This window comes from Saccharothrix longispora, assembly GCF_030852425.1.
GTDB lineage: Bacteria > Actinomycetota > Actinomycetes > Mycobacteriales > Pseudonocardiaceae > Actinosynnema > Actinosynnema longispora.
Genome location: NZ_NSDM01000015.1, coordinates 132,097 through 158,063 on the forward strand (window position 1 = coordinate 132,097; position 25,967 = coordinate 158,063).

The 25,967-nt window shown below is 73.9% G+C and carries 20 protein-coding genes; 5 read left to right on the forward strand and 15 right to left on the reverse strand.

Going from position 1 to position 25,967, the window contains the following annotated elements; genetic code table 11:
* Nucleotides 1–261: 261 nt before the first annotated feature.
* Together CKY47_RS30210 and CKY47_RS30215 are read left to right on the forward strand one after the other, a co-directional pair.
* Complete coding sequence (locus tag CKY47_RS30210) at nucleotides 262–1,644, forward strand: tryptophanase (protein WP_306749723.1); 1,383 nt, start codon at nucleotides 262–264, stop codon at nucleotides 1,642–1,644.
* 414 nt (nucleotides 1,645–2,058) lie between these two features.
* Entirely contained in the window at nucleotides 2,059–2,679 is a 621-nt protein-coding gene (locus CKY47_RS30215) for a cysteine dioxygenase family protein (RefSeq protein ID WP_306749724.1), read from the forward strand.
* Between the two features lie 46 nt (nucleotides 2,680–2,725).
* Here CKY47_RS30215 and CKY47_RS30220 read toward each other — a convergent pair whose 3' ends face one another.
* The 7 genes from CKY47_RS30220 to CKY47_RS30250 all read right to left on the reverse strand — a co-directional run bounded on the left by CKY47_RS30220 (nucleotide 2,726) and on the right by CKY47_RS30250 (nucleotide 10,476).
* The gene (locus tag CKY47_RS30220; protein WP_306749725.1) at nucleotides 2,726–4,918 is read right to left on the reverse strand and encodes an SDR family NAD(P)-dependent oxidoreductase; all 2,193 of its coding nucleotides are present in this window, start codon (nucleotides 4,916–4,918) and stop codon (nucleotides 2,726–2,728) included.
* A gap of 23 nt (nucleotides 4,919–4,941) precedes the next feature.
* Nucleotides 4,942–5,967 carry a zinc-binding dehydrogenase gene (locus CKY47_RS30225; RefSeq protein WP_306749726.1) on the reverse strand — a complete coding sequence of 342 codons (1,026 nt, stop codon included), beginning with the start codon at nucleotides 5,965–5,967 and terminating at the stop codon, nucleotides 4,942–4,944.
* A 25-nt stretch (nucleotides 5,968–5,992) separates the two neighbouring features.
* A complete protein-coding gene (locus CKY47_RS30230; RefSeq protein WP_306749727.1) occupies nucleotides 5,993–6,673 on the reverse strand; it encodes an O-methyltransferase in 681 nt (226 codons plus the stop codon).
* The gene (locus tag CKY47_RS30235; RefSeq protein WP_306749728.1) at nucleotides 6,670–7,470 is read right to left on the reverse strand and encodes a 3-methyl-L-tyrosine peroxygenase-related protein; all 801 of its coding nucleotides are present in this window, start codon (nucleotides 7,468–7,470) and stop codon (nucleotides 6,670–6,672) included. The genes CKY47_RS30230 and CKY47_RS30235 overlap by 4 nt, the downstream gene beginning before the upstream one ends.
* Nucleotides 7,467–9,011 carry an HAL/PAL/TAL family ammonia-lyase gene (locus tag CKY47_RS30240; protein ID WP_306749729.1) on the reverse strand — a complete coding sequence of 515 codons (1,545 nt, stop codon included), beginning with the start codon at nucleotides 9,009–9,011 and terminating at the stop codon, nucleotides 7,467–7,469. The genes CKY47_RS30235 and CKY47_RS30240 overlap by 4 nt, the downstream gene beginning before the upstream one ends.
* A 571-nt stretch (nucleotides 9,012–9,582) precedes the next feature.
* Complete coding sequence (locus CKY47_RS30245) at nucleotides 9,583–9,906, reverse strand: hypothetical protein (RefSeq protein WP_306749730.1); 324 nt, start codon at nucleotides 9,904–9,906, stop codon at nucleotides 9,583–9,585.
* Between the two features lie 99 nt (nucleotides 9,907–10,005).
* Entirely contained in the window at nucleotides 10,006–10,476 is a 471-nt protein-coding gene (locus CKY47_RS30250) for a VOC family protein (RefSeq protein WP_306749731.1), read from the reverse strand.
* Between the two features lie 300 nt (nucleotides 10,477–10,776).
* Here CKY47_RS30250 and CKY47_RS30255 point away from each other — a divergent pair, with 300 nt between their 5' ends.
* Complete coding sequence (locus CKY47_RS30255) at nucleotides 10,777–11,382, forward strand: class I SAM-dependent methyltransferase (RefSeq protein ID WP_306749732.1); 606 nt, start codon at nucleotides 10,777–10,779, stop codon at nucleotides 11,380–11,382.
* Here the strand turns inward: CKY47_RS30255 and CKY47_RS30260 are convergent.
* Together CKY47_RS30260 and CKY47_RS30265 are read right to left on the reverse strand one after the other, a co-directional pair.
* Nucleotides 11,372–14,866, reverse strand: a complete 3,495-nt coding sequence (locus CKY47_RS30260) for an ATP-binding protein (protein ID WP_306749733.1) — start codon at nucleotides 14,864–14,866, stop codon at nucleotides 11,372–11,374. The two genes, CKY47_RS30255 and CKY47_RS30260, sit on opposite strands and share 11 nt — an antisense overlap.
* A gap of 122 nt (nucleotides 14,867–14,988) precedes the next feature.
* The gene (locus CKY47_RS30265; protein ID WP_306749734.1) at nucleotides 14,989–16,317 is read right to left on the reverse strand and encodes a hypothetical protein; all 1,329 of its coding nucleotides are present in this window, start codon (nucleotides 16,315–16,317) and stop codon (nucleotides 14,989–14,991) included.
* 375 nt (nucleotides 16,318–16,692) lie between these two features.
* Here CKY47_RS30265 and CKY47_RS30270 point away from each other — a divergent pair, with 375 nt between their 5' ends.
* Nucleotides 16,693–17,106 carry a CAP domain-containing protein gene (locus CKY47_RS30270; protein WP_306749735.1) on the forward strand — a complete coding sequence of 138 codons (414 nt, stop codon included), beginning with the start codon at nucleotides 16,693–16,695 and terminating at the stop codon, nucleotides 17,104–17,106.
* An 87-nt stretch (nucleotides 17,107–17,193) separates the two neighbouring features.
* Here the strand turns inward: CKY47_RS30270 and CKY47_RS30275 are convergent, their stop codons facing one another.
* The 4 genes from CKY47_RS30275 to CKY47_RS30290 all read right to left on the reverse strand — a co-directional run bounded on the left by CKY47_RS30275 (nucleotide 17,194) and on the right by CKY47_RS30290 (nucleotide 20,697).
* A complete protein-coding gene (locus tag CKY47_RS30275) occupies nucleotides 17,194–18,084 on the reverse strand; it encodes a DAHP synthetase I family protein (RefSeq protein WP_306749736.1) in 891 nt (296 codons plus the stop codon).
* Between the two features lie 104 nt (nucleotides 18,085–18,188).
* On the reverse strand, nucleotides 18,189–18,416 hold the full coding sequence (locus tag CKY47_RS30280) for a hypothetical protein (protein WP_306749737.1): 228 nt from the start codon (nucleotides 18,414–18,416) through the stop codon (nucleotides 18,189–18,191).
* Between the two features lie 351 nt (nucleotides 18,417–18,767).
* Nucleotides 18,768–19,613, reverse strand: coding sequence for a sugar phosphate isomerase/epimerase family protein (locus CKY47_RS30285; RefSeq protein WP_306749738.1), 846 nt, complete (start codon nucleotides 19,611–19,613; stop codon nucleotides 18,768–18,770).
* Nucleotides 19,606–20,697: an NAD-dependent epimerase/dehydratase family protein gene (locus CKY47_RS30290; protein ID WP_306749739.1), complete on the reverse strand. Its 1,092-nt coding sequence runs from the start codon at nucleotides 20,695–20,697 to the stop codon at nucleotides 19,606–19,608. The genes CKY47_RS30285 and CKY47_RS30290 overlap by 8 nt, the downstream gene beginning before the upstream one ends.
* Nucleotides 20,698–21,243: 546 nt before the next feature.
* Here CKY47_RS30290 and CKY47_RS30295 point away from each other — a divergent pair.
* On the forward strand, nucleotides 21,244–24,642 hold the full coding sequence (locus tag CKY47_RS30295) for an ATP-binding protein (RefSeq protein WP_306749740.1): 3,399 nt from the start codon (nucleotides 21,244–21,246) through the stop codon (nucleotides 24,640–24,642).
* A gap of 139 nt (nucleotides 24,643–24,781) precedes the next feature.
* On the opposite strand, the gene CKY47_RS30300 is transcribed toward CKY47_RS30295, so the two are convergent.
* Nucleotides 24,782–25,021 (reverse strand): hypothetical protein, encoded by a 240-nt coding sequence (locus tag CKY47_RS30300; protein WP_306749741.1) that lies wholly within the window; start codon nucleotides 25,019–25,021, stop codon nucleotides 24,782–24,784.
* A gap of 23 nt (nucleotides 25,022–25,044) precedes the next feature.
* Nucleotides 25,045–25,671, reverse strand: coding sequence for a helix-turn-helix transcriptional regulator (locus tag CKY47_RS30305; RefSeq protein WP_306749742.1), 627 nt, complete (start codon nucleotides 25,669–25,671; stop codon nucleotides 25,045–25,047).
* Nucleotides 25,672–25,967 lie beyond the last annotated feature (296 nt).

Here is a 25,967-nt window from a genome sequence, read left to right on the forward strand (position 1 = left end):
CTTGAGGCAGCGCACTTTTCCCGAAAATCCCCGCACGACAGCTGTGAACAGAATCGCGAATCGCATTCCGGGTGAATCCTGGACACGGCCGACGGAAATGACGTAGCTTTCCAGGAGACCTGAACGGGAGATCGACGCCGGGCCACACCACAGGCGCCTCCCGGACCACCTCACGAAACCAGCGAATCACGCGACGGGTCATTCCGAGCGCGTTCCGAACGCTGGGCGCCCATCTGCTCATCCGCACACGGGGAGACCGCCATGCCGTTGATGGAGCCGTACCGGATCAAGGTCGTCGAGCCCATCCCGATCACCACCCGCCCGGAGCGCGAGCGCGCGATGGCCGCGGCCGGCTACAACCCGTTCAACCTGCGTGCCGACCAGGTCACCATCGACCTGCTCACCGACTCCGGCACCGGCTCGATCTCCGCCGACCAGCAGGCGGCCGGCATGCGGGGCGACGAGTCGTACGCGGGAGGGCGCTCGTTCTACCGCTTCCACGAGGTCGTCTCCGACCTCACGTCCTACCCGCACATCTTCCCCGCCCACCAGGGCAGGGCCGCCGAGCGCATCCTGTTCGCCGCGTTGCTGCGCCCCGGCCAGGTCTCGCTCAGCAACACCCACTTCGACACCACCCGCGCCAACGTGGAGCTGCTCGGGTGCGAGGCGCGCGACCTGCCCTGCCCCGAGGCGCGGAACCTCGACAGCGACTTCCCGTTCAAGGGCGACATCGACCTGGCGGAGCTGGAGCGGGCGCTGGGCGACCCTGGCTGCGACGTGGGCGTGGTGGTCATGACGATCACCAACAACGGCGGCGGCGGCCAGCCGGTGTCGATGGCGAACATGCGCGCGGCCGCGGAGGTCTGCCGGCGTCACGGCGTGCCGTTCTTCCTCGACGCCGCCCGCTTCGCCGAGAACGCCTGGCTGGTGACGCAGCGCGAGCCCGGCTACGCCCACAAGACACCCCTGGAGGTGGCCCGCGAGGCGTTCGCGCTGGCCGACGGGTGCGCGGCGAGCCTGAAGAAGGACGGCATCGTCCACATGGGCGGGATCATCGCCATGCGGGACCCCGAGCTGGCCAGGCGCTGCGAGCAGCTGCTCATCGCGGGCGAGGGGTTCCCCACCTACGGCGGGCTGTCCGGCCGCGAGCTGGAGATGCTCGCCCAGGGGCTGCGGGAGGTCGTGGAACCGGACTACCTGCGCTCGCGGGCGGCGGCCACGGCGAACCTCGCCCGGATGGTCACCGAGGCGGGCGTGGACATCGTGCAGCCCGCGGGCATCCACGCCCTCTACCTCAACGCGGGCCGACTGCTGCCGGGCATCCCGCCGCACCGCTTCCCGGGGCACGCGCTGGCCACGGAGCTGTACCTGGCCGGTGGCGTCCGGTGCGTCGAGCTGGGGTCGCTGTTCCTCGGCGACGTCGACGCCGAGGGGCGGTTGGTCACCCCCGCGCCGTTCGAGCTCGTCCGCCTGGCGATCCCCCGGCGGGTCTACACCCAGAGCCACTTCGAGTACGTCGCCGAGGTCGTCGCGGAGGTCGCGAAGAACCCCGAGCGGATGCCGGGTTACCGCCTGGTGGAGTCCCCCGCGGTCCTGCGGCACTTCAAGTGCCGCCTCGAACCGGTGCCGCCGGGCACCCCGTGATCCCGGGGGACGGTGATGCGGCACGGTCCACGCCGGCGACCCGGAGAACCGTTCCGAATCGATCCTGAATCGAACGACACACATCCTCCTGCCCGGAAGTGCAGGCAGCGCGAATAAAAGCGCCGGGTGAACGCGGAATGTCCAGTGGGCGATTCGCCCGCTTTAGACTCCACCCCCGACCCATCGGCTCACCGGAAGGCGCTTCGACTTGTCCGCCAACCACTACGGCAAGGCCCATCGTCCACCGGTCCGTCCCCTGCGCGGGGAAAGCACCCCGCACGGCGGTCCGCCGTTTCCCGACCGACGCCGGACCGGCCGGTGAGGCTTTCGCCCCGGAACCGCCCGCCGCAGCCCTTCCACGAGTTCGCGGGAACGCTCCGACGCGCGTTCACCTCCGTGAGGGGCGGACCCTCCGTGCCGCACGGTGAGGGGCCGGCGCCCGAGGTGCTCGTGTCGTCGCGCACCGCCGAACTGGTCGCGGCCGTCCGCCGGGTCCTCTGCTGCTCCTCCGGGCGTGAGCGGCCCGACCGCACCGCGCGTCGTGTCGCCGCGGTGCTCGCCCCGTTCCTGGCGCACGACGACCTGCTGATCACGCGGCACCTGGAGCCGCACCCGCACACCCTCCGGCACGTGCTGCACGTCGATCCGGAGGGGCGCTTCTCGCTCGTGGTGACGGTCCGGCCGCCGGGCGGGGAGACCCCGGTCCACGACCACACCACGTGGTGCGTCTCCGGCTCCTACCGCGGGGCGGAGACGGAGACGCGCTACCGACCCGTCACCTCGCACGACGGGCGGACCGTCCTGGTGCCGTTCCGCACCACCGTCAGGCCCGCCGGCGCCGTCACCCACCTCGCTCCTCCCGGCGACGTCCACAGCGTTCGGAACGCGACCGACGACACGGTCGTCTCGCTGCACGTCTACGGCGCCGACGTGCGCGTCGACGGCGCGGGCACCCGCCATCGCCGCGACGAGGTCGGGTTGCCGGACGCGCCCGCCGTCGAGCGGCACGGGGGGCCGTCGCACCACGACGGGTGAGCCACTGGGCGCGCCGCGGCGGCGACGGCCGGGACCACGTGTGCCGCTACACCTCGCCTGCGGTGACGTAGCGGCCGGAGAGGTGGTCGGCTGAGCCGGTGGCGATGCGGACGAGCGCGCGGGCGGCGTCCTCGACCGGGGTGAAGCCGCCGTCGTCGCGGGCGCGGAGGGTGAAGTCGAGGATTCCGTCGGCGTGCGGGTCGCCGACGTGGCCGCGGTCGAGGTGGGCGCGGGTCATGCCGGTGTCGAGCAGGCCGGGGTCGAAGGCGACGGTGGTGACGCCGGTGCCGCGCAGCTCGCCTTCGAGGTTGGCGGTCAGCGCGATGAGCGCGGCCTTGGACACGGCGTAGGCGCTGGCGTGGGGCCAGCGCAGCTTGCCGGCCCGGCTGACGACGTTGACGACCCGACCGCCTCCCCGGGCGATCATGCCGGGGAGGACCGCGCGGGTGGCGTTGTCCGCGCCGCGCAGGTTGACCTCGAAGGTGCGCCACCAGGAGCCGGGGTCGGTGGTCCAGGTGGGCCCGATCGGGCCGGGGACACCGGCGTTGTTGACCAGCACGTCGACGTCGCCGAGCGCGACGGCGGCGGCGAGGGTGGCGGGGTCGGTCACGTCCGCCGCGGCGCACTCGATCGTGCCGGGCAGGTCGGCGCCGAGTTCGGCGGTCCGGTCGAGTTCGGCGCGGTCGCGTCCCACGACGAGCACGGTGGCGCCCGCCGCCGCCAGGGCCGCGGCGAACTCGCGCCCGAGGCCGCGGCCCCCACCGGTGACCAGCACCCGCTGTGCCGGGGGGCGGAGGGGTTTGCCGGTGGCGGAGCGCGGGATCGCCCTGACCCGCTCGATCAGGCGCACGCGCTTCTGGGGGGCGAGCTTCGCGGCGACGTGCGCGGTGATCTCGCCCAGCGGCACCGCGTCGGGCACCACGACGTAGGCCTTGGGCAGTTCGCCCGCGATGGGGTCGGGGACCCCCACCACCAGGGCGTCGGTGACGCGGGGGTGGTGGAGCAGGACGTCTTCGACCTCGGCGGGCGAAACCTGGTAGCCCTTGTACTTGATCAGTGATTTGAGGCGGCCGACGATGCGCAGCCGGCCGTCGGGGTCGAGGCGGGCGAGGTCTCCGGTGCGGAACCAGCCGTCGGCGTCGCGCAGCGGGGGGCCGTCGAGGTAGCGCGGGGCGATCTGCGGTCCGCGCAGCCACAGTTCGCCCGGCACGGCGTCGCGGCCGGTGGCCGGGTCGACGAACCGGGTCTCGGTGCCGGGCAGCACCACGCCGACGGTCCCGGCGGGGGTGGGGTGGCCGTCTGGGGTGAAGGACACGCACCCGGCCTCGGTCATGCCGAAGCCCTGCACGACCGGCAGGCCGAAGCGCGCCTCGAACGCGGTGGCGGCGGCGGTGGGCAGCGGCGCGCCGCCGGAGACGACCAGGCGCAGGGAGCGCGGGACGACGGGGTCGGTGAGCGCGCCGAGTTCGCCGACGACGGTGGGGACCAGGTAGGCGATGGCGGTGCCGGTGTCGTGCAGCAGGGCGGGGAACGCGGCGGTGTCGAACCTGGTCGGTCCGATGACGAGGGTGCCGCCGGCGCGCAGCGTGGCGTTCATGGCCATCTGCATGCCGTAGACGTGGCGCAGCGGTCCGCAGCAGGCGACCACCTCCCCGTCGCCGATGCGGTGCACCTGCCGGATCTGCGCCAGGCCGGCGGCCAGGTTGCGGTGGGTGACCACGACCTTCTTCGGCACGCCCAGCGTGCCGCTGGAGGACATGAGCACGGCGGCCCGGTCGCCGCCCCGGACCGGCTCGGGAGGCGTGGTGGCGCGGCCGGTGGACTCGCCCGGGACCACGGTGGGCAGCGGCGGCACCGCCCACAGCGACTCCTCCGCGACGATCGCGACCGCGCCGCACCGCGCCAGGTCCGCGCTCCACCGGTCCTGCTCGTCGCGCGGGTCCAGCGGCAGCACCACGCCACCGGCGGCGAGCACGCCGTGGTAGGCGAGGACGAACTCGGCGCTGTTCTCGGTGAGGACTGCGACCACGTCGTCCTCGGTCACGCCGATGTCGCGCAGGTGCGCGGCCAGGTCCGCCACCCCGGCGGCGAGGGCGGTGTAGGTCCACCGCCTCGGGCCGCCGCGGGAGTGGTCGACGAGCGCGACCCGTTCACCGAGCCCGAACCGGTCCGGCAGCACGTAGCCCGCCAACCCGACCTCACCCGGATCGGGGAACGGCCCCGCCTGCTCGACAGACATCACGACGCCTCTCACTGGTGCGGTCAGGGCCGGACGAGGACCTTGGTGGCGGTGCGGGCGGCCATCGCCTCGTAGCCGAGGGCGATGTCGTCGAGGGTCACCACGTGGTCGAACACCGGGGACGGGTCGATCCTGCCGGACAGCACGTCGTCCACCAGACCCGGCAGGTACGTGCGGGCGGGCGCGAGCCCGCCGGTGACGGTGATGTTGCGCAGGAAGCACGTCATCATGTCCACCCCGCCGTGCGGGCCGCCGACCAGTGCGACGGACCCGCCGTCCGCGCACACCGCCATCGCGGTGTCCAACGCGGACTGCTCCCCCACCGCGTCGACCACCAGGTCGGCCCCCACCCCGCCGGTGGCGTCCAGCAGCGCGGCGTGCGCCTCGTCGCCGCGCGCGGTGACGAAGTCGGTCGCGCCGAACGACTTGCCGACCTCCAGCCGGTTCTCGTGCCGCCCGAACAGGAAGATCCGCTCGGCCCCGGCTCGCCGGGCGGCCAGCACCGAGCACAGGCCCACCGCGCCGTCCCCGACCACGGCCACCGTCGCGCCGGCCGGCAACGCGGCCGAGGCGAGGGCGTGCGTGCCGGTGGACATCACGTCGGCCAGCGCGAGGATGCCCGGCAGGCGGTCGTCACCGGGGTCGGCGGCCACCTGGACGAGGGTCGCGTCGGCGAACGGCACGCGCACGGCCTCGGCCTGCCCGCCGTTGGCGTCGACGCCGAACATGCCGCCCGAGCGGCACGAGCTGGGCACGCCCCGGGTGCAGGCCGCGCACGCGCCGTCGGAGAACTGGAACGGGGACACGACCAGGTCGCCGACGCGCAGCCCTCGCACGTCGGAACCGGTGTCCTCCACCACGCCGACGAACTCGTGCCCGCAGCGCGGTCCGCGCACCGGACCGGGGTGGCCGGCCAGCCCGCGCAGGTCCGTGCCGCAGATCCCGGCGGCCACGACCCGCACCACGGCGTCGGTCGGTTGTTCGATCACGGGGTCCGGCACCGTCTCGACCCGCAGGTCACCGGGTGCGTGCAGGATGGCGGCTCTCACAGTTGCCTCCTCGGCAGTGGGTGGGTCAGGACTTCTTGCGGGCGATGGTCAGGCCGTCCGCGATCGTCAGCAGCACCGACTCGACGCGGTTGTCCTCTTTCACGTGGGCGTTGAAGTCGCGGATCGCCCTGGCGTTGCCGGTCGCGTCGGGCGAGGCGGCCTCACCGGCGTAGAGGACGTTGTCGGCCAGGATCAGGCCACCGGGGCGCACCCGCGGCACCAGCAGCTCCCAGTACTCGACGTACCCGGCCTTGTCCGCGTCGATGAACACCAGGTCGACGACCGGGTCCAGGGGCAGGGCGCGCAGCGTGTCCGCCGCCGGTCCCAGCTCCACCCGCACGCGGTCCGCCACGCCGGCGGCCTCCCACGCCTGCCGTGCGATCGCGGTCCACTCGTCGGAGACGTCGCAGGTGATCACCCGGCCGCCCGGTCCGACCCCGGTGGCCAGCGCGAGCGTGGAGTAGCCGGTGAACGTGCCGACCTCGACCGCGAGCCGCGCCCCGGCGGTCCTGGCGAGCAGGGTCAGCAGCGCCCCCTGCTCGGGCGGGACCTGCATCTCGGAGACCCCGCCGAGCGCGAGCGTCCGCTCGACCAGGGTGCGCTGCACCTCCGACAGCGGCGGCGCCTGGTCGCGGACGTAGGCGAGCACGTCGTCGGTGAGCGGCACCGCTTTCAGGGCGTCCGCGGTGGTCGGTGAAGCGCTCATGGGGTGACCTTCCTCGTGGTGAAGGAGACCAGGCGGTCCAGCAGGTCCGGCAGCGCGTCCTGGAGCCTGGCCACGTCGGCGTTGTCGTAGCGCACGGGGTCGGGCCGCTCGGCCAGGTCGTCGAGGACCAGCCGCACCCGGTCGGCGAGCTGGTCGGCGAACTCGTGGCGGCACACCTCGGCGCGGTCGACGCCGAAGAACTCGTCGAACCGGTCGCGGTCGGTGTCGACCGTGCGCGTCGGGTCCATCCCGGACTCGCGCAGCAGCGATTTCCCCTGCGGGACCAGGCGCTTGGCCACGGTCATGTGCACGAGCCGGTTGGTCTTGAGCGCCCGCTTGACCCGTTCGCCCGCGAACGGCCGGAAGCGGCCGAGCAGCTCGGAGACCTGTTCGTAGTCGCGCGCCCACGTGCCGCTGAACGCCGGGTGCCGCGCCTTCATCCTGGCCCGGATGACCGTCGCGTAGGTCTGCGGGGAGCAGCTGCCGGAGTAGAGCAGCAGCGCGGAGTAGGCGTCGTACAGCTCCGCCACCGCGTCACCCGCCGCCGGGTCCGCCGGCGCCGCGGGCAGCTGGTCGCACAGCAGCCGCCACACGCAGACCGCGACGTGGTGGCCCAGCATCCACCGGTACCAGCCCAGCGCGTCCGGGTCCGCCTCGACGCCGACCGGCGGGGGCAGCGGGGGACGCCGGCGCGGGGGCGCGCAGTCGGCGAAGCCGGCGTCGGGCATCGGCAGGCGCAGCGGCGGCAACCCGGTGGCCGTGGGCGCCTGCCGGGGCGCGTCGGCGACGGCGGTCACGACCGGTCCCCGGAGGACGTCGCCTCGTGGGCGAGGCCGGGCACGTGCCGCTCGACGAAGCGGTCCAGCGCGTCGGCCGCGGCGCGGATGTCGACGTCGAGCGGCCGGTCGCGCTCGATCGGCTCCACCACCTCCGCCAACGCCTCGACCAGCTCGACGCAGCGCGGGGCGGTCGCCCCACCGGGGCGCAGGTGCGCGGCCTGGCGCAGGGCCACCCCGAGGCAGCCGTGCAGCAGCCGCAGCGACCGGGCCTGGTCCAGCGCGGTCAACGCGGCCTGCGTGCCGAACGGCACCACGTCCTGGTTGTGCAGGTTGGTGGGGATGCTCTGGACGCTCGCCGGGACGCACGCGCGGCGCATCGCCACGACCACCGAGGTGGCCACGACCTGCAACCCCTGCACCCCGTGCTGCTCACCGGCCTTCGGTGAGAGCATCGCGGGCAGCCCTTCGTTGCGGTGCGGGTCGATGATCAGGTCGAGCTGGCGCTCGGCGAGGTTCCCGGTCTGGGTGGCGGTCATCGACAACATGTCCGAGGCGAACGCGGAGGGTTGGCCGAAGAAGTTGCCGCCGTGCGCGACCAGGTCCTCCTCGGCGAAGAACAGCGGGTTGTCGCTCACACCCGCCAGGTCGCGGCGCACGACCTGCTCGGCCCACTCCATCCCCGACCGTGCGGCGCCGAGGAGCTGCGGCACGCACCGCACGCTGTAGGGCTCCTGCAACGCCCGCAGCCCCGTCGGCGCGGTGCCCGCCAGCCAGTAGGACAACCGCTCCCCCACCACCACCGTCTCCGGGTGACCGAACGCGGCCAGCAACGACGGCGACAGGAAGGCGGGCGCCGCGCCCAGCAGGTCGGTGAGCAACGCGCTCATCGCGATGGACACCTCGTGCGAGCGGCGCAGCGAGGCGACCGCCAGGCCCGCCGCCGCCGTGGTCACCGACGTGCCGTTGACCAGTGACAGCGCGTCCCGGCCACCGAGCGCCAGCGGTTCGAGCCCGGCTTTCGCGAGCGCTTCGCGGGCGGGCATCCGGACACCGTCCACATAGGCGTGCCCGACCCCGCGCAACGCCTGCACCACGTGCGCCAAGGGCACCAGGTCACCGCTCGCCCCCACCGAACCCAGCGCCGGCACGGCGGGGGTGAAGGAGGTCGCCAGCATGTCGCACAACGCCCGCAGCGTCGCCGGTGAGACACCGGACCGTCCTCTGGAGAGCGACCAGGCGCGCACGAGCACGGTGGCCCGCACCACGTCGACCGGCAGGTCCGGCCCCTGCCCGGCGGTCAGGTGCTGGAGCACGTTGTCGCACTGGTCCTCGGCGTCCGCGCGGCCGCCGAAGACGACCAGCGGCCCGAACCCGGTCGTGGAGCCGTAGACCGACCGGTCCTCGGTGAGGCACTTCTCGACGAAGTCGCGCCCGGCCTCCACCCCGCGGGTGACGTCGTCGGCCATCCCGACCGACACGGGCCTCGCCGCCCGTTCGATCGCGGTCGGCGTGAGGGGTTCGCTGGAAATGGTGAAGTCGACAACCGACGCCGTGACCATGTGGGTTCCTTGTCGGGACATCTTGACAAAGTCATCAGCAATGTTCCGATTGGATCGAAAACCGATCTCACCGGTTACCCGAAGACGAATGCCAAACAGAGGATGAAGGAGGGGAACAACGCGCGTCCAGTCGAAAAGTAGCACGCGGAAACGCGGGGAAGAAGTGGTCGGAGCGTCATTCAAGGGGGTAGTGCCCGTTCGTTCGGGTACTGTGCCCCTTCGGTAGGACGCCCTGGTGAGGGCGACGTAGCCGCGCGCCGACGCTTCGGTGAACGGTTATACCGGGGCGTGGAGGTCGTCGCGGTCGGGCCGCTCCCCCTTCCCGCCGGATCGGCGGCGCGCCGATGTCGAACACGAGGCGGTCGAAGCGGGGACCGCACTCGTCGGAAATTCAGGCGCGCCACACCCCGGCCGCCCCGATCGGCGATTCCGAACTCACCCCTCCCCCCGCCGGGGGGACTCGCGGCCTCTCCGTCGGCCCGACCGGGTGATCCCGTGGTGGACGCGCGGTGCCCGCGCCGAGGTACGGGCGTGCCGCCGCATCGTCAGGAGGATCGGCGAACCGGGGCCATCAGGGTCCAGCGGGCGATTCCGGTTTCCCGGCCTTCCGGAGCGCCTCGATGTACTTGGGCAGCTCGTCGAGCGCACGCCGCAGACCGCCGTCGGTGACCTGTTCGTCGAACACCGCGTCCACCACCGCCTGCTCCAGTTCGGGGTGCACGCGGCGGAGTGCGGGCAACGAGGTGCCGCGCAGCAGGTCGACCACGCGCAGTCGCCCGGTGACCTCCTCCAGCGTCCGCTCCAACTCGGCGATGACGCGATCGGCCTCGGCCGGTTCGAGCACGAGCCTGCCGTCGGTCGCGAGTCGCAGCAGCAGGTCACCGGCGAAGGTCACCCGATCACGGTGGGGACGAGAAGCCACGGCCGACTACCTCCAGGAGTGATCCGCCCCGAGCGCACCACCCACTCGGTGTGACAGCGCTTGACCGGGTGGTCACTTGTTGAGCGAAGTCCCCTCGGCCTGCACCAGTTCGATGGCGACGCCGTCGGGGTCGCTGAAGAACACGATCCGGGTCGTGCCCAGACCCGGCACCTCGATCGTGGCCGGCGCCGAGTGGAACTCCACGCCCTTGGCCGTCAGCTCCGCGTAGCAGGCGTCGATGTCCTCGACGTTCAGCGAGAGCGTGAACAGGCCGCCGACGTCCAGCGGTCGGCGCGTCCCGTCGTAGGGGGCGACGTCGGGGGCGTGGACCTGGACGAGTTCGATCATGCCCAGGGCGTCCTTCCGCAACATCACGTTGTGCACCCGGACACCGGGCGTTCGGAGCGCGGTCTCCATGCCCGGGCCGTCGAGGCGGAGGTCCATCACGACTTCCCAGCCGAGGAGGTCGCGGTAGAAGGCGATCGACCGCTCCATGTCGGACACGCGGATCGCGACGTGGTCCACACCGCTCGTCACAACCATCCCAGGCCTCCCGGTGCACCGATGTCGTCCGTGCTGCACAGCACCAGCACGAGCGCGCGGCGTCAACATCCCGTCCGGCCGCCGCGCCCGAACGGGCAGCACGGGGCGGCCGACCGGGCAGAGACCTCCGCCCGCATCCGACGGGCCGTCCACCGGCCCACCGGGCGGGCGGGAGCGCGGTCGTGTTCAGGCACGTCACGCTGCCTGAACACGCAGACCGGCCGCTCGGGCACTTCTCCTCCGCCGCGCCGGCCACTGCACTGGTCCGGCAGGAGAAGACCGGATGAACGGCAGGTTGCGATGCTCCCCCCGAGTCCCGATCCGCAGGACCCGCCCTTCGGGCCGGGCCCGCGGGGTTGCGCGGGCCTTCGCCCCTCCTACCCGATCCAGGCCGTCCAGTGGGGTCTCAGCGGCGCGGTCGGCCTCGTGGTCGACCTCGTCACGGGTACCGGGGAGCTGACCGAGCGGTTGGCCGCCGCGGCGCCGGGGGTCGTCGCGGTGGAGCCGGACGCGGGCAGGCGGGCCGAGTTGGCGCGGCGGCTGCCCCTGGTGACCGTGGTGGAGGGGACGGCGACCGCCGTGCCGCTGCCCGACACCTCGGTGGACGCGGTGTTCGTCGGGCGGGTGCCGCACGGGTCGGACTTCGAGGTCGTGCTGGACGAGGCCGCCCGCGTCCTGCGGCCGTCGGGGGCGGTGGTCGTGGTGTGGAACCGCGATGACGCGATCCGAACGGCCACCACCTCGGCCGCCGGCACGGCGGCGGCCGGCGGGCACCGGTGGGGCGTCGACGGGCCACTGCCGGCGCACCGCCGCTTCGGCCCGTTCGAGCGCAGGTGCTTCGCCGTCGCGGGCGACGCGTCCGGGCGGCCGGTGGTGACGACCGCGGTCCGGGCGTTCACGCTCTGAGCCGCACCCCGTCCGCCCGCGCGGCCGCACGTCGCACGTCCCAGTGCGTGCCCATCCCCCGGTAGAGGTCCGTCGCCTCGCGCAGGGCGGTCGCCGCCTCCTCCGCGCGGCCCGCGGCGAGGAGGAGGACGGCGTGGTCCTCCGCGGCCTGGGCGTGTTCGAACACGCGCCCGACCGCGCGGTACCGGGCGACGACCTCGGCCATCGCGTCGGCGTCCCCGTCGAGCAGTGCCCGGCACCTGCGGGCCGCGGCGTCCGCGCGCGCGGGCCTGGTCTCCCGGGCCGCCTCGGCTTCGCAGGCCTCCGCGGCCGCGCGGGCGGTCGCCTCGTCACCGCGGTCCAGCGCCAGCCGGACGAGGTCGGGCAGCCACTGGTGGCGCAGCATCATCTGCGCGTACCTGGCGTCCAGGATCGTGCCGAGCAGGGCCATGGCCCCGTCGACGTCCCCGCGTCGTGCGCACGCCATCGCGCGGGCGGCCACGAGGAAGTCGCAGTTCTCCCGGTCGGCGGCCGTGGCCAGCGGCAACGTCAGCCCGGCGCGCAGGTGCCGCTCCAGCGCCTCGTCGTCGTCGCGGTGCGCGGCGACGAGCGCGCCCACCCCGTGCAGCAGCAGCACGGGACCGCCCTCGCGCAGCCCGAACCCGGTGAAGGCGGGGTCGTCGAGCACCCCGTCCAACCGCGCCACCGCGTCGTCCCACCTCCCGAGCCAGAAGTCGTGCACCGCGCCCGCCACCTGCACCCCCGCCGCGGGCGCGCCCCGCCCGGCGATCTCCGCGGCCAGTCCCAGGTCCGCCGTGGCGTCGTCGAGCCGGTCGAGGCACTGCAGCGTGAACGAGCGGTTGTCCAGCAGCACCAGACGGAGGTCGGACAGGTCCAGGTCGGTGCCGACGACGGCCAGCGCCCGGTCCAGGTAGGCCACCGCGGCGGAGTAGTCGCGCCGCACCGCGTCGACCTGCCAGAGCACCTCCAGCGCCTGGCCGATCGAGAACGGGTCACCGGACGCCTCGCCCAGCGCGACGGCGTCGCGGGCGGTGTCCGCCGCGCGTTCCACCTCGCCGATCCCCGCCCGCTGCACCAGGGCGAGCAGCGACATCAGCCGTGCCCGCCACACCGGGGGCAGGGCGGGGTCGGCCAAGGCGTCGTCCAGGATCTCCAGGGCCTCCTCCGCCCGCGACGCCCGGTAGGGCACGTACGCCAGCACCCACCGGGTCTGCGCGGCCAAGTCCTCGTCGTGCAGGAGCGGCAGCGCGCGTCGCGCGCAGGCCTCGGCCTCGGCGTCGCGGCCGACGCGGAACAGCACGACGGCCAGTCGCGCCGTCAGCACCGCGCCGCGCGCGCGGTCGCCGAAGTCGACGTCCGGGTCGACCTCGCGGCGCAGCAGCTCGACGGCGACCAGCGGGGCCCGGTGGGTGAGCAGCGGCGCCACCTCGACCAGCCAGTCCCCCACCCAGGCCGCGGAACCGCCACCGGCGAGGAGCTGCGCGGCCACGTGCTCCACCGGCGCGCCGGACCCGGCCAGCGCCCGTGCCGCCTGCTGGTGCAGCGCGACCCGCAGCGCCAGCGGCGTGCCCTCGTAGAGCGCCTGCCGGATCACCGGGTGCCGGAACGCCCACCGCCGCCCCGCTGCGCGCAGCACACCGGCCGTGACCGCCTCGTCCAGTGGCGCGGCCAGTTCGCCGGCGGGCCTGCCCAGCACGGCGGCCAGGTCGTCCGCGGCGAACTCGCCGCCGATCAGGGCAGCCCAGCGCAGCACCTCGCGGGTCGCGTCGGCCAGGTAGTGCAGGCGGTTGGTGACCGCCGAGACCAGTGACCGCGGCACCCGGTCGAACGACCCGGAGGGCACGTCGGCGGTGTCCTGCCCCAGTCGCACGACCTTGTCGCGCACCAGCGCGTCGGCGATCTCGCGCACGTACAGCGGGTTGCCGGCGGCGCGTTCGGCGACCCGGCGCAGTCCCGGACCGGGCCGCGCGCCGACCAGCCGGGCGATCATCCCGGCCACGGCGTGCTCGTCCAGCGGCGTCAGCTCCACCACCGCGCCACCCGGGGTCCCGACGTCGCGCCGCAGCCGGTGCACGTCCTCCCGGTGCGGCAGCGGCCGGGCCGCGCCGACCAGCAGCAGCGGCAGTCGCGCGGTCAACGGGCACAGCCGGTGCCAGAGCGCGACGCTGGCGTCGTCGGCCCACTGCACGTCGTCCAGGGCGAGCACGACCGGGCCGTCCTCGCAGAGGTCGGCGACCAGGGAGACCATGTCGTCGATCGCGCCGGCGACCGGGTCCCCCGAGCCCGGGACCTGCCGGTGCGGCCGGGTGCCCCGCAGCGCCGTCCAGATCGCCGCTCGTCGCGGTTCGGCCGAGCGCGCGGTGACGTCCAGGCAGTCCAGGGCCGCACCGAGCGGGAACCGCCGGTCGAGCTCCTCGGCCACGGCGTGGGCGATCCGGCACCCGAGTTCCCCGGCACGCGCCAGGGTGGCGGTGAGCAGGGCCGACTTGCCGATGCCCATCTCGCCCTCGATCCACAGCCGCCCGCCGTGACCGCTCGCGAGCCGCCGGACGACGCCGTCGACCACCGCCAGCTCCGCCGAGCGGCCCGCGAGCGCCGGCGGCGCGAAGCGCGTCGCGGTGGGGCCGGCGGCGACCGGGTTGGTGGGCGCGGCGGCGGGGGTCTCGGCGGTGGGGGTCTCGGGGCCGGGCGTGACCGCTGGGCGGCGTGGCGCGACGGTGTCGGCGAGCACCTCGTCGCGCAGCCGGCGCAGTCCGGCACCGGGTTCGATGCCCTGTTCGTCGAGCAGGAGGCGGCGGACGTCGTGGTAGACGTCCAGGGCTTCGGCGTTGCGACCGCCGGCCCGCAGCACCCTCATCAGCAGCTCGCGCGGGCGCTCGCGCAGCGGGTGCTCCGCGACCAGCGCCCCGAGTCGGTCGGCCAGCCCGGCGTGGTCGCCGATCGCGAGCCCCGCCTCCGCGAGCAGCTCGACGGTGGCGGCGCGCAGTTCCCCCAACCGCGACCGCCGGGCGAGCACCAGCGGACCGGATAAGCCGGACATCACCTCGCCGCGCCACAGGTCCAGGGCCGCGGTCGCGGTGTGCAGCGCCCCGCCGGCGTCGGCTGCCGCGAACCTGCCGCGCGCCAGCTCGGCCAGCCTGGTGAACTCCACGGCGTCCACGGCGGCCGGGTCGACGTGCAGGCGGTAACCGGAGCCGGTCGAGGTCAGCAACCGCCAGGGCGCGTTCCGGTCACGTCCCGGCTCCAGCGCCTTGCGCAACGCCGAGATGTGGGTGTGCAGGTTGCCCACGGCGTTCGCCGGCGCGGCCTCTCCCCACACACCCCCGACCAGTTCGTCGCGCGGGACCACCACGTCGGGGCGGGAGGCGAGCACCGCGAACACCGTGCGCGGCCGGGACGAGCCGAGGTCCACGGCGAGCTGCCCCACCCACGCCCTCACCGGGCCGAGCAGCTCGACGCGCACCGCGTCCTCCGGACCGGTCATGTGCCGCCGCCTCCCCCGCGTCTCGTTTCGCCGAGAGCAGGACGGTAGCGGAAAGCGCGTCCCGCAACGACCCCGCGACGGTGCTTCGACGCCTGGAGCACCCGTCGCGCTCCGGTCGCGGGCTACGTCGGCACCGACGCGCGCAGGCCGCCTCGTCCGCGGCCGGTCAGCTCCTCCAGCACCGCGCGCCCCCTCCGGCTGGGCACGCCGAGGACGGACAACCGGACGCGCCGCAGCGCCGAGGGGGCGAAGTCGTCGAGCAGGTCCGACACGAGTGGCCAGACGTCGTCGGGCAACGACTCGCCCGGGTCGCCGACGGCGATGACCTTCACGGCGGGGTTCACCGACCGGCCGACGGGGACGGGGTGCCACGGTCGGCTGACCTGGCGCAGCCACAGGCCGCTGCGCATCACGACGAGCAGCCACCTGTCGGTCACCCGGAACGCGCCGGGCAGGTACGGGGCGAGGTCGGGGCGCGGGGCGCGCCACCGGCGCGGCACGGCGGTGGTGGCGCCGGTCAGGCAGTGGATCTCCTGGAGGTAGGGGGTCCAGGTGGCGGCTCCCGAGAGGTCGTGGAACACGAACTCGATCCCGTTCTCCCGCACGACGGGCGTGCCGTCCACCACGGTGACGCCGCTGCCCAGGAACTCCGCCGTGTCGCACCCCAGCGCCACCACGTCCTGACCGGTCCCGCAGGCCAGCCGCGCGGTCGCGCGCGCCTTCTCCGGGATGCTCCCCAGGTAGGAGGCGACGTCCGCGGCGCGCACGTGCGGGCCGCCGGGCACCCCCGCGATGACGGTGAGGTGGTCCGGGTCGGCGGGCACGACGCGCCACCGGGTGTCGAGCGCGGTGGTCGCGGGCCGCAGCAGCACCCCGCCCGGCAGGTGCTGGGTGGCCAGCAGGCCGTGGACCGTCGGCAGCTCCTCGGGGACGGCCGCTTGCCAGCTCGGCACGGGGTGCCGGGCACCCAGGAGGACGGCGGGGACGCCGGGGGCGCACCGCCACCACGTGCCCGCCGAGCCCTCGTCCGCGCCGTGGACGAACAACGTCGCACCGGCCACCGTCACCCGCCCGGACGGCACCAGCAGTTCCGCACCGGTCCGGTCGGCCAACCGCCGCCACCAGCCGGGGTCGACGCGCGGGAGGTCGCGGCCCACCACCCGGAAGGTCCGGGTGCCCTCGTCCACGGCGGCGGTCACGGCGCTCGCCAGCCGGCCGAACAGCGCGGCGTCGGGCACACCTGCGGCATCGACGACGATCGGCGCGGGAGTGGCGGGAAGCGCGGCGGCCAGCGCGCGCAGGGCGGGGTCGTCCGTCCCGGCCGCGTGGACGACCAGGGCCGCGCCGACCCGTTCCACCACCACCTCGTCACCGTGCGACGTGCGGTGGTCACCCCGTCGGCTCGTGGCGGGCGGCCCGGCGGTGCGCTGTTCGCGGCGGGGTGGCGTCACGCGGCACCCGCACCGGCGCACCGGGTCACGCGGGCGACAGGCGCCGGTGATCGACCGGTGTCCGAGCGCGCGGCGACCACGTGGGGCATGTGTTCTCCTTCGCAGGTGGCGGTCCACGGCTCCGCGACACGGTGGTGCGGGGCGTTCGAACTCCGCGCCGAGGGTAGGTCGTCGCCGTCGGGGGGCGGGAGTGCCCGCTGCCGGCTGTGCCCGACAATCGTCCGGGTCTGCCCCAAGTGCCCCTCCGGCGCGGGCAGGGTGGAGCGGCGGGCGTGGCGCCTGCGGACGTGCCCTGCGAAGATCGGCCTGTTCGACCGGCCGGCCCGCCGTGCCTCCGCCGAGATCCTGTCCCGCCACCGACCGGAGTGACCAGGTATGCGAGAGCCGGCCCGCAAGGCGTTGGAGGACCGGGTGGTGTCCCTGGTCAACGTCGAGCGGTCCCGTCGAGGGCTGGCGGTGCTGGGGGCCGACGAACGGCTGCGCCGCTCGGCCAGGCGGCACAGCACCGACATGGCGCGATGTCGGACGCTGGCGCACCGACTGCCGGGTGAGCCCGACCCCTTCGAGCGGATGCTCGCCGAGGGCTTCGAGCAGCCCGGCGGCGAGAACGTCGCCTTCGGGCAGGAGACGGCCGTGCGGGTGGCGGAGGCGTGGATGCGCAGCGCGCCGCACCGCGCCAACGTCCTGCACCCCGGGTTCACCAGGATCGGTGTCGGCTTGTGGGTCGACGCCACCGGGCACTGGTGGACGCAGAACTTCGGCTACGACGGCGATCCGGTCGACCGGTGAGCGCGCCGCCTCCGGGTGGGCGGCGTCGGGCGTCGCGGGCGGTGGTCCGCGGCTGCGGCGGCACCCGTCCGGCGCGTTCCTCGCGGCCTACCTCCGGCGCAGGCGGCGGCGTTCCACGGCGATGGCCAGGGTGTCCAGGAGCGACACCGTGTCCGGCAGGCCCAGGCACGGTCCGGAGGTGCTGATCCCGTACCCGACCGGCGTGCTCTGCCTGCCGGCGTGGAGGAAGGACCCGATGACGGTGCCGACCACGCCCCGTTGCCCGGCGGCGACCTGCCGGGCGACGGAGACCGCCACACCACGCTGCCGGAGCAGGTCGTCGACTCCGGGTACGGCGAGCACCAGGCGCGGGGGGAGGCCGGCGGTTCGCAGTCGGATCAGCGCGTCGGTGGTGGACGCCGGGTCGTGCTCCGGCCGGTAGGGTCCGCCGCGCAGCACGAGGTGGGCAGCCGGGTGCGCGACGGGGAAGCGGGAGAGGCGGGTCCGGTGCGCGTTGGCGTCGAGGATGGCCGCCACGGCGACGTCCACGTCGCAGCCGGCGACGTTCTCGCAGCCGACAGGCACGGGCACCCTGGCCGCCCACCGCCAGTGGAGGGGGTCGGTCGCGGGCCGGGCGGTGACGAGTCCGTAGGCGACGAGGTCGGCGACGTGCAGCGCGGTGGCGGGCCGGGCGCAGCGGATGGCCTGGGGCAGGCCGGTGCCCAGTGCGCCGAGCAGGAACCGGCGACCGTGGTCCGCGTCGGCCGTCTCGGGGTAGGCGCACAGCACGACCAGCAACTGACCGCGGTAGGGGATCGCGGCCTCCGCGAGCTGCCGGGCGTAGTCCAGTGCCGCGGCGGTGTCGCGCGCCGGCCCGGGGCCCGCGACCACGAGCAGCCGGTCGTCCGCACCGTCGAGCACCCGGCGCACGGCCACGCGCTGGCGGTGCACCAGGGCGGCGATCCGCGGTGTCGGCGAGTCCGTCGTGGACGGGTGCACGGCGTTCACTCCCTCGTGGATCGGAGCGGTGCCGGGGAGCGGTGCCCTCCGGCGCGGGTGCCACCGCATCGGGGACACCGCTCACTGTCGACGCGGGGCAGGGCTCAGCAGGGGAGCTTGCCGTAGCCGAAGGTGTTGAAGGAGCCCCGGGTCCGCACGACCCTCCGGCCGGAGGTGTGGGTCGAGTCCAGGGTGGTGCCGAACACCGCCCCGCTGCTCCGGTGCGAGATCCGCAGGTGGAAACAGGTGCCGGCCTTGACCGTCGCCCTGGTGCGCGCCCCCGGGGGGATCACGGAGGTGGTGAGCGGGGTTCCGGTGGACCCCGCGCTCACTCGCGAACGCCAGGGCGGCGGCGAGTGACGTGATGCGCTCGAACACCGGAGAACTCCTCCGCGCGATGGGAACTGTTGCGCCACCACCTTCTCCTGGTGATCGGTGGTGGACAACGCCCACCGCCCGCCGCTGCGCGGAAGGCGAGCGGACTTGCCCGATCGGGACCGGGCACCCCTCCACCGAGGTGGCGGGGTGCCCCTGAGCCAGGGACCACAACGCCCCGGCAGTCCGAAGGGGACCGCCGGGGCGTTGTGGTCCGGGTTCCGGGAACCGGTTCGACAGGGGAACGTGCGGCAGGTGGAGGAGTGGGAGGAGGGTCGGGTCGCCCGATGGGTCCCGGCCCCTCCTGGTCACTCGATCAGCTTGTCGCCCAGGGTCTTGCGCAGGAACTCGAGGCTGCGCTCGGCCTCGTCGACCCGACCGCACTCCACGCTGAGGAAGATCTCGCGGTCGAGGGGTTCCAGGACCTCGAACACCCGCTCCCAGTCGACCATGCCCTCGCCGAGCGCGCAGCCCACCGGGGTACCGGTGACCAGGCCGCGCTCGTCGGCGCTGTGCCGCTCGCTGATGTCCTTGGCGTGCATGTGGACCACGCGGTCCTTGACCCGGTCCAGGCCCTCGTAGAGGTCCTCCAGCGCGGCCAGGTAGAAGTTGCCCGTGTCGAAGTTGACGTTGATCCACGGCGAGGGCGCCAGGTCGGCGATCCTCAGCAGCCCTTCCGAGGTGCAGCTGAAGGTGCCGTGCGGCTCGATGCACACGTTCACCCCGTGCCGCTCGGCGACGAAGCGCGCCTTGGTGAGGGTGTAGCGCATCATCTGCCAGGCGGTCTCGTCGTCCATCCAGTCCGGCTTGATCATGTCGTCGGTGTTGACGAACTTCGCCCCGCAGGCGTCGGCGAACACGATCGCCCTGGTCAGCCTGGGCACCGCCGCCTCCGGCTTCATCAGGGGGCTGTGGCCGCTGATGCCGGACACGCGGACACCGGCGCGGTCGCAGATCTCCTTCATCAGCAGCGGGTCCTCCTCCATGGAGAAGGAGTGGAAGAAGTCGACCTCGCTGAGCAGGTCCCACCCGGTGTGGACCATCGGCTCCACGTACCGGTAGCCCAGTTCGGCCGCCTTCTCGACGCCCCACTGGAATCCCTTGGCGGCGTCCTTGATGTACTCCATGTTCAGCGTGGCGCGGTACTTAGCCATGGGTGAGCACCTTCTCTTCGCGGAGCGCGTCCACCGAGGACCAGTGGGCGTGCATGGATTCGAGCATGTCGTCCAGTCCGAACCGGGGCTGCCACCCGGGGTAGTCCTGCCGGAACCGCCGGGTGTCGGTGATCCAGCACTTGACGTCGGCGAAGCGGGCTTCGGGCAGGTAGCGCACCGGGATCTGCCTGCCCACGAGCTGCTCGCACTTGGCGACCGCCTCCAGCACCGAGCAGCTGCGCTCCTGCCCGCCACCCGCGTGGTAGACCGCGCCGGGGCGGGGGTCGAGGTGGAACTGCCAGAACATCTCGACGAGGTCGCGCGCGTCGATGTTGTCGCGCACCTGCTTGCCGCCGTGGCCGAAGATCTTGTACTCGCCGCCGGCGACCGCCCTGCGCACCAGGTGGGAGAGGAAGCCGTGCAGCTCCACCCCGGCGTGCCGGGCGCCGGTGATGCAGCTGCACCGGAACACGCCCACCTTCATGCCCAGGTGTCGGCCGTACTCCTGCGCCGCCAGGTCGGCGGACAGCTTGGAGACGCCGAAGAAGGTGCGGTTGGTGACGTCGAGGGGCATCGACTCGTCGATCCCGTGCCGGTGGTACGGGTGGTCGGGGTGGAAGTCCCACCGCGTGTCCAGCTCGACCAGGGGCAGCGAGTTCGGGATGTCGCCGTAGACCTTGTTCGTCGAGGTGTAGACGAAGGTGGCGTCGAAGCAGTGCCGGCGCGCCGCCTCCAGCATGTTCATCGTGCCGACGGCGTTGATCGCGAAGTCGTCCAGCGTCCGCTCGGTGGCCCAGTCGTGGCTGGGCTGCCCCGCGGTGTGCACGATGAGCTTCACGTCCGAGCCGTAGAGCCTGAGCACCGAGTCGACCGCCGCGGCGTCGCGGATGTCCACCGCGTGGTGGCGGTAGTTGGGGATGACGGACATCTCGCTCGCGTTCCCGCTCACGTCGCCGTCCGGGCCGAACAACGTCCGGCGCATCCCGTTGTCCAGGCCGACGACGAGGTCGAACCGGGGTGCGAACATGCGCACCGCCTCGGTTCCGACCAATCCGGCCGAACCGGTGATCACCAAGATGTCCACGATGAGTGCATCCCCTTGTTTCCGGGCGCGGTTCAGCCGCACGGCGAATGGGTGGTCGCCGACGTCCCGGAATCGGTGTCCGCGGTGGCGTCGTCGAAGTCGAAGTGGTGTCGTGCGCGTTCCGGCGGATGAGCGGTCCCGTTAGGCCGACCGGAGGTGCGTGCCACAAGAATTTGGCAACGACGTGCGAGGTTGCAACCGTGGCGCGGAGGAGCGCCCGAAGACCCCCCGCGTCTGCCCGAACGGGCAACCGGGACGTCGGGGCGATCGGGCCGGCATGCGTCTGACGTGGCGAAAGGTCTCGTGAAGAACCACCGGGCCGCGGCGGTGCCGGACGGGGCGGCCGTCCGTCCCGGCACGATCGCGGCGGTACCCGGCGAAGGACGACCTTCAACCAGGGCACGCGTCCTCGTGTGATCGACCGAGTACGCTACGTGCCGTCCGATGCGGGATCGGCGAAGTCGAACAATTGCGTGTTAACGTTGTGGACCACCGGCCGACGAACGCGAATCCCTCCATCCGTGTGCAGCTGTTGTGGACGTGACATTGACTCCTCTCGAATCGCTGTTCGCTGAACTCCTCGGCCCCGTGCGGGCCTTCATCGGTGAGACCGAGGTCGACCTGGGCGCCGCTCGCAGGCGGGCGGTCTTCGCCGTGCTGGCGCTGCGGGCCGGCCAGCCGGTCCCGGTGAACGAGCTGATCGACGCGGTGTGGGGTGACGAGCCGCCCTCCAACGCCGAGGCCAGCGTCTACACCTACGTCTCGGGGCTGCGCAGGCAGCTGGACCCACTACGGTCCGCGCGTTCGACGTCCGGTGTCCTGGTATCGACGGGCTTCGGCTACTCGCTGCGGTTGACCGGTGACTCCTCGGACGTGGCGCTGTTCGAGCAGCACCGCCGCCGCGCCGCCGAGCTGGACGCCGAGGGCGCGTTGAAGGAACTGGACGCGGCCCTGGCGCTGTGGCGGGGCGAGGCGCTGTCCGGGGTGCCCGGCCCGTTCGCCTCGGCCCACCGCGCCCGGCTCGCGGAACTGCGCCTGCTGACCGCGGAACGGCGCGCGGAGCTGGCCCTGGAGCTGGGGCGGCACGCCGAGGCCGTCGCGGAACTCACCGAACTGGCCGACGAGCACCCGTTGCGCGAGGGGTTGCGCGCACTGCTGATGACCGCACTGCACCGGTCGGGCAGGCACGCCGAGGCGCTGGAGGTCTTCCGCGACACCCGCCGGCTGCTGGTCGACCAGCTGGGCATCGAGCCGGGGGCGCAGCTGCTCGGGCTGCACCAGCAGCTGCTGCACGAGCTGGTCGCCCCGGCCGCTCCCCTGCGTTCCGCCCTGCCGACGCGCAAGCCGCCGGCGGCCCCGACCCTCCTGGACCGCGACCGGGAACTGGACGTGCTGCGCCGGGCGGTGGCCGAGGTGGTCACCACCGGGCGCGGCGGCTGCGTGTGGTTGGAAGCCGAACCCGGGACGGGGAAGTCGGCGCTGCTGGCCGCGCTGCTGGCGGAAGCGGGGCGGCGGGAGTGCCCGATCGCGTGGAGCGCGGGCGACGAGCTGAGCATGAGGTTCCCCCTGCGGGTGCTGCTGGACTGCCTGGAGATCAGCACCACCTCGACCGACCGGCGTCGCGCCGAGGTGGCCGAGGCTCTGCTGAACGCCACCGAGGCCGACGCGGAGGCGCAGCCCGAACTCGACGCGGTGGACCGGTTGGTCGACCTGGTCTCCGAGTTGTGCGACCAGGCGCCGCTGGTGCTGGCCGTGGACGACCTGCACTGGGCCGACGAGGTCAGCCTCCTCGTCTGGCACCGGTTGACCAGGCTGGTGCGGCGCTTGCCGCTGGTGCTGGTCGCCACCTCCCGGCCGGTGCCGCACCGCGACGACCTGGAGCGGGTGCGCGGCGCGGTGGAGGGCGCGGGCGGCGACATGGTCCGGCTGGCCCCCCTGCCCGACGATGTGCTGGTGGAGCTGGTCTCCCGGCGCCTCGCCGCGACGCCCGTCGGCGCCCTGCGGGAACTGGTGGAGCAGGCGGGCGGCAACCCGGCGTACGCGCTGGACACCGTGGACGACCTGGTGCGCCGCGGCGTGGTGCGGGTCCAGGCCGGCGTGGCGGACCTGGACGTCGAGGGCGGGGGTGAGGACGGGTCCCGGACGCCGGACGCCGCGCCGATGCGCCGGCTGGACTTCCTGTCGGCCTCGACCGTCGAGGTGCTGTGCGCCGGTTCCCTGTTCGGCATGGAGTTCGCCATCGGCGACGTGGCGGTCGTGCTGGGTCGTCCCCCGTCCGAGCTGGTGGCCCCCGTGCAGGAGGCGATGACCGCCGGGGTGCTGGTCGAGGCGGACGCCGAGTTCGCGTTCCGCCAACCGCTGGTCCGGCACGCGCTGTACGAGGGGGTGCTCCCCCCGGTGCGCGCCGCGATGCACCGGCAGGCCGCCGAGGTGCTGGCCGCCGCGGGCGCGCCCGCGGTGCGGGTGGCCCGCCAACTGGCCTCGCTGCCGGCGCTGGACGCCTGGAGCGCGGGGTGGGTCGCGGACAACGTCCGCGAGGTCATGCTCGCCGACCAGGAGCTGGCGGCCCGCCTCGTGGGGTCGGTCTCCGACCAGCCCGCCTTGAACGACGCGCAGCGCGACCGGCTGACCTCGTGGATGGCGTGGCTGAAGTTCTGGCAGGGCAAGCGGCCGGAGAGCGAGGCGCGGGCGGTGCTGGCGCGCACCCGGGACCCGCACCTGGCCGCCGAGATGCGGTGCGTGCTGGCCATGCTGCACTCCGGTGAGGGGCGCGTGGACATGGCGGTGGAGACCCTGCGCGTCGCGGTGGAGGACGAGGCGACGCCGGAACCGTGCCGGACCAGGCAGGAATCGCTGCTCGCGGACATCCACCGCTCGGGGCGGCTGGACCTGGAGGCGGCCGAGCGGTCCGCGCACAACGCGATCAGCAGGGCGGAGCTGGCGGCCGACGGGTTCGCCATCGGCCACGCGCTGCGCGTGCTGTGGCAGATCAGCACGGTGCGCCGGGACCACGCCGAGGCCTTGGACCGGGTGGACCTGGCGCTGACGATGATCGGCGACCCGCAGGACGTGCACGAACTGCGGCCGGTGCTGCTGGAGAACCGGTCGTCCACGTTGCAGAGCCTGGACCGCCTGGAGGAGGCCGGCCAGGCGCTGCGCGCGGCGCGCGCCCGGGTCCGCAAGGGCCCCAGCGTCGCCTACCTGCGCGCCTACACGGCCGTGTACCAGTACTGGACCGGCCGGTGGGACGAGGCGCTCGCCGAGCTGGACCAGGCGTCGGAGGTGGTCAACCACTACGGGATGGCCGACCACGGTCCCGCGCTGCTGGTGCCCGCGGTCGTGGCGCTCGTCCAGGCGCGGCGGGGGCGGCTCGACATCGCCCGGGAGCGGTTGGCCCGCGTGGCCGACCACCCGATCTCGCTGGTGGCCGACAAGGAGCACGCCGACTTCCTGTACGCCGCGCGGGCACTGGTCGCCGAGTGCGACGGCGCGGACGCGGCGGCGGTGTTCGCCCACTTCGAACCGCTGCTGGTCGACTTCCCGGGACTGATGACGCCGCGGCACCCGTGGATGCCCGGCGCGGTGCGCGTGGCCGTGTCGTCGTCGGCGTACGACCTCGCCGAACGCGCCTACCTGGTGAGCGAGGAGGAGGCGGTGCGGGAGCGGGTACCGGCCCGGGCGTTCGCCGCCGAGGCGCGTGCCCGGGGGCTGCTGCGGGGCGACGTCGAGGCGTCGCGGACCGCCGTGGCGCGGTACCGCTCGGCCGGTCGGCCGGTGGAACTGGCCGAGGCCCTGGAGGACTTGGCCGTGGTGCTGGCCGGGCAGGGGTCGCGGGACGAGGCCGCGGGCGCCCTGCGGGAGGCGGTGTCGGGGTACGCGGCCCTCGGCGCGGTGCTCGACATCCGACGCGCCGAAGCCCGGTTGGCCGCCTGCGGCGTGCGCTGAGCGGGGGTCGTGCCCGGCGGCGCCCCGAGGGGGAGGGCTGCCGCCGGGCACGGTCGGGTCGTCGCGCGAGTGCCGGCCGGCACGGGGTCGGGGAGCCGCCTGCGGTCGGTGCCGCGACGCCCTGGTCAGGGGGTGCGGGTCAGGGGTGGCGCAGGACGGGGGTGACCTGCGGGACTGCCCCCGCGCGGAACTCGTCGTCGGGTCGGGCGTCGATCAACCCGTTGTCCGCCATCCACCAGCGGTCCGTCGGCGCCTCGTCGGGGTCGGCCGGCGTGGCAGGGGCCTCAGGGGCGTTCCGCAGGGCCTTGGCCGCCTCCCACCTGAGGCGAGCGGGCAGTTCTTCCGCGTCGACTGGCGACGCCAGCAGTAAGGCGCTCATGGGTCCTCCGTCGTCAGGTGGGGTCAGATCAGGCCGCAGCGGACCGCGTAGGCCACGGCGTGCGGTCGGTTGCGCAGGTTGAAGCGGGTGGTGACGCCGTAGATGACGTTCTTGACGGTGCGCTCGGAGTAGGAGAGCTTGGTCGCGATCTCCGCGGTGTCCAGGCCCTCGGCCATCATGCGCAGGACCTCTTCCTCGCGCGGCGTCAGGCGCGTCCCCGAGGTGGTGCCGAGCTGCTCCAGCAGCTGGCGCTGCAACCGCTCCACGTCCTTGAGCAGCACGCCGAGCAGGTTCGGCGGCATGATCGCCTCGCCGGCCGCCGCTGCCAGCACGCTGTGCAGGAGGCGGTCGGCGGTGGCGGCCGTCCTGAGCAGCACCGCCACGACGCGGCACTCGACCGCGGTCAGCAGGCTCGACTCGTCCAGGTCGGTGGCCACCAGTACCACCGGGGTGCCGACCTCGGTGGCCGCCCGGCGCATGCCGGTCACCACCTCGGTGGTCAGCCGGTCCACCGCCACGACCGCCACGTCGGCGAGGTGGCGCTGCTCGGCGGGCAGCAGCACCACGTCCGGGCTGGACTCCAGGTGGCCGGCCAGGCCGGCCAGGCTCAGCGGGTCCACCGCTTGGAGGACCACTTTGACTCTGCGCACCGACGCCTCCGAAGAACTCCGGGTTGTTCTGCGGGAAGTGTGGGCGGAGGCCGCCACAATGCGTCTGAATTCTCTCTACAGGGCCGCCACAATCGGGAGCGGAAGTCTGAAGATGCCCTCTGACCTGCGAAAATGTGTTCGCACCGCGCAGGAGGCGGTGCGCGTCACACCCTGGGAGCCCGTCCGTCCGCGGTCTGGTGGGGCGTGGGCGGTCACCGGTAGTGGACGACGTGCAGGGTGGCCGTGTCGTCGTCGGGTGGGGTGAAGGGGGTGGTGGTGGTGGCGTCGGCGAGTTG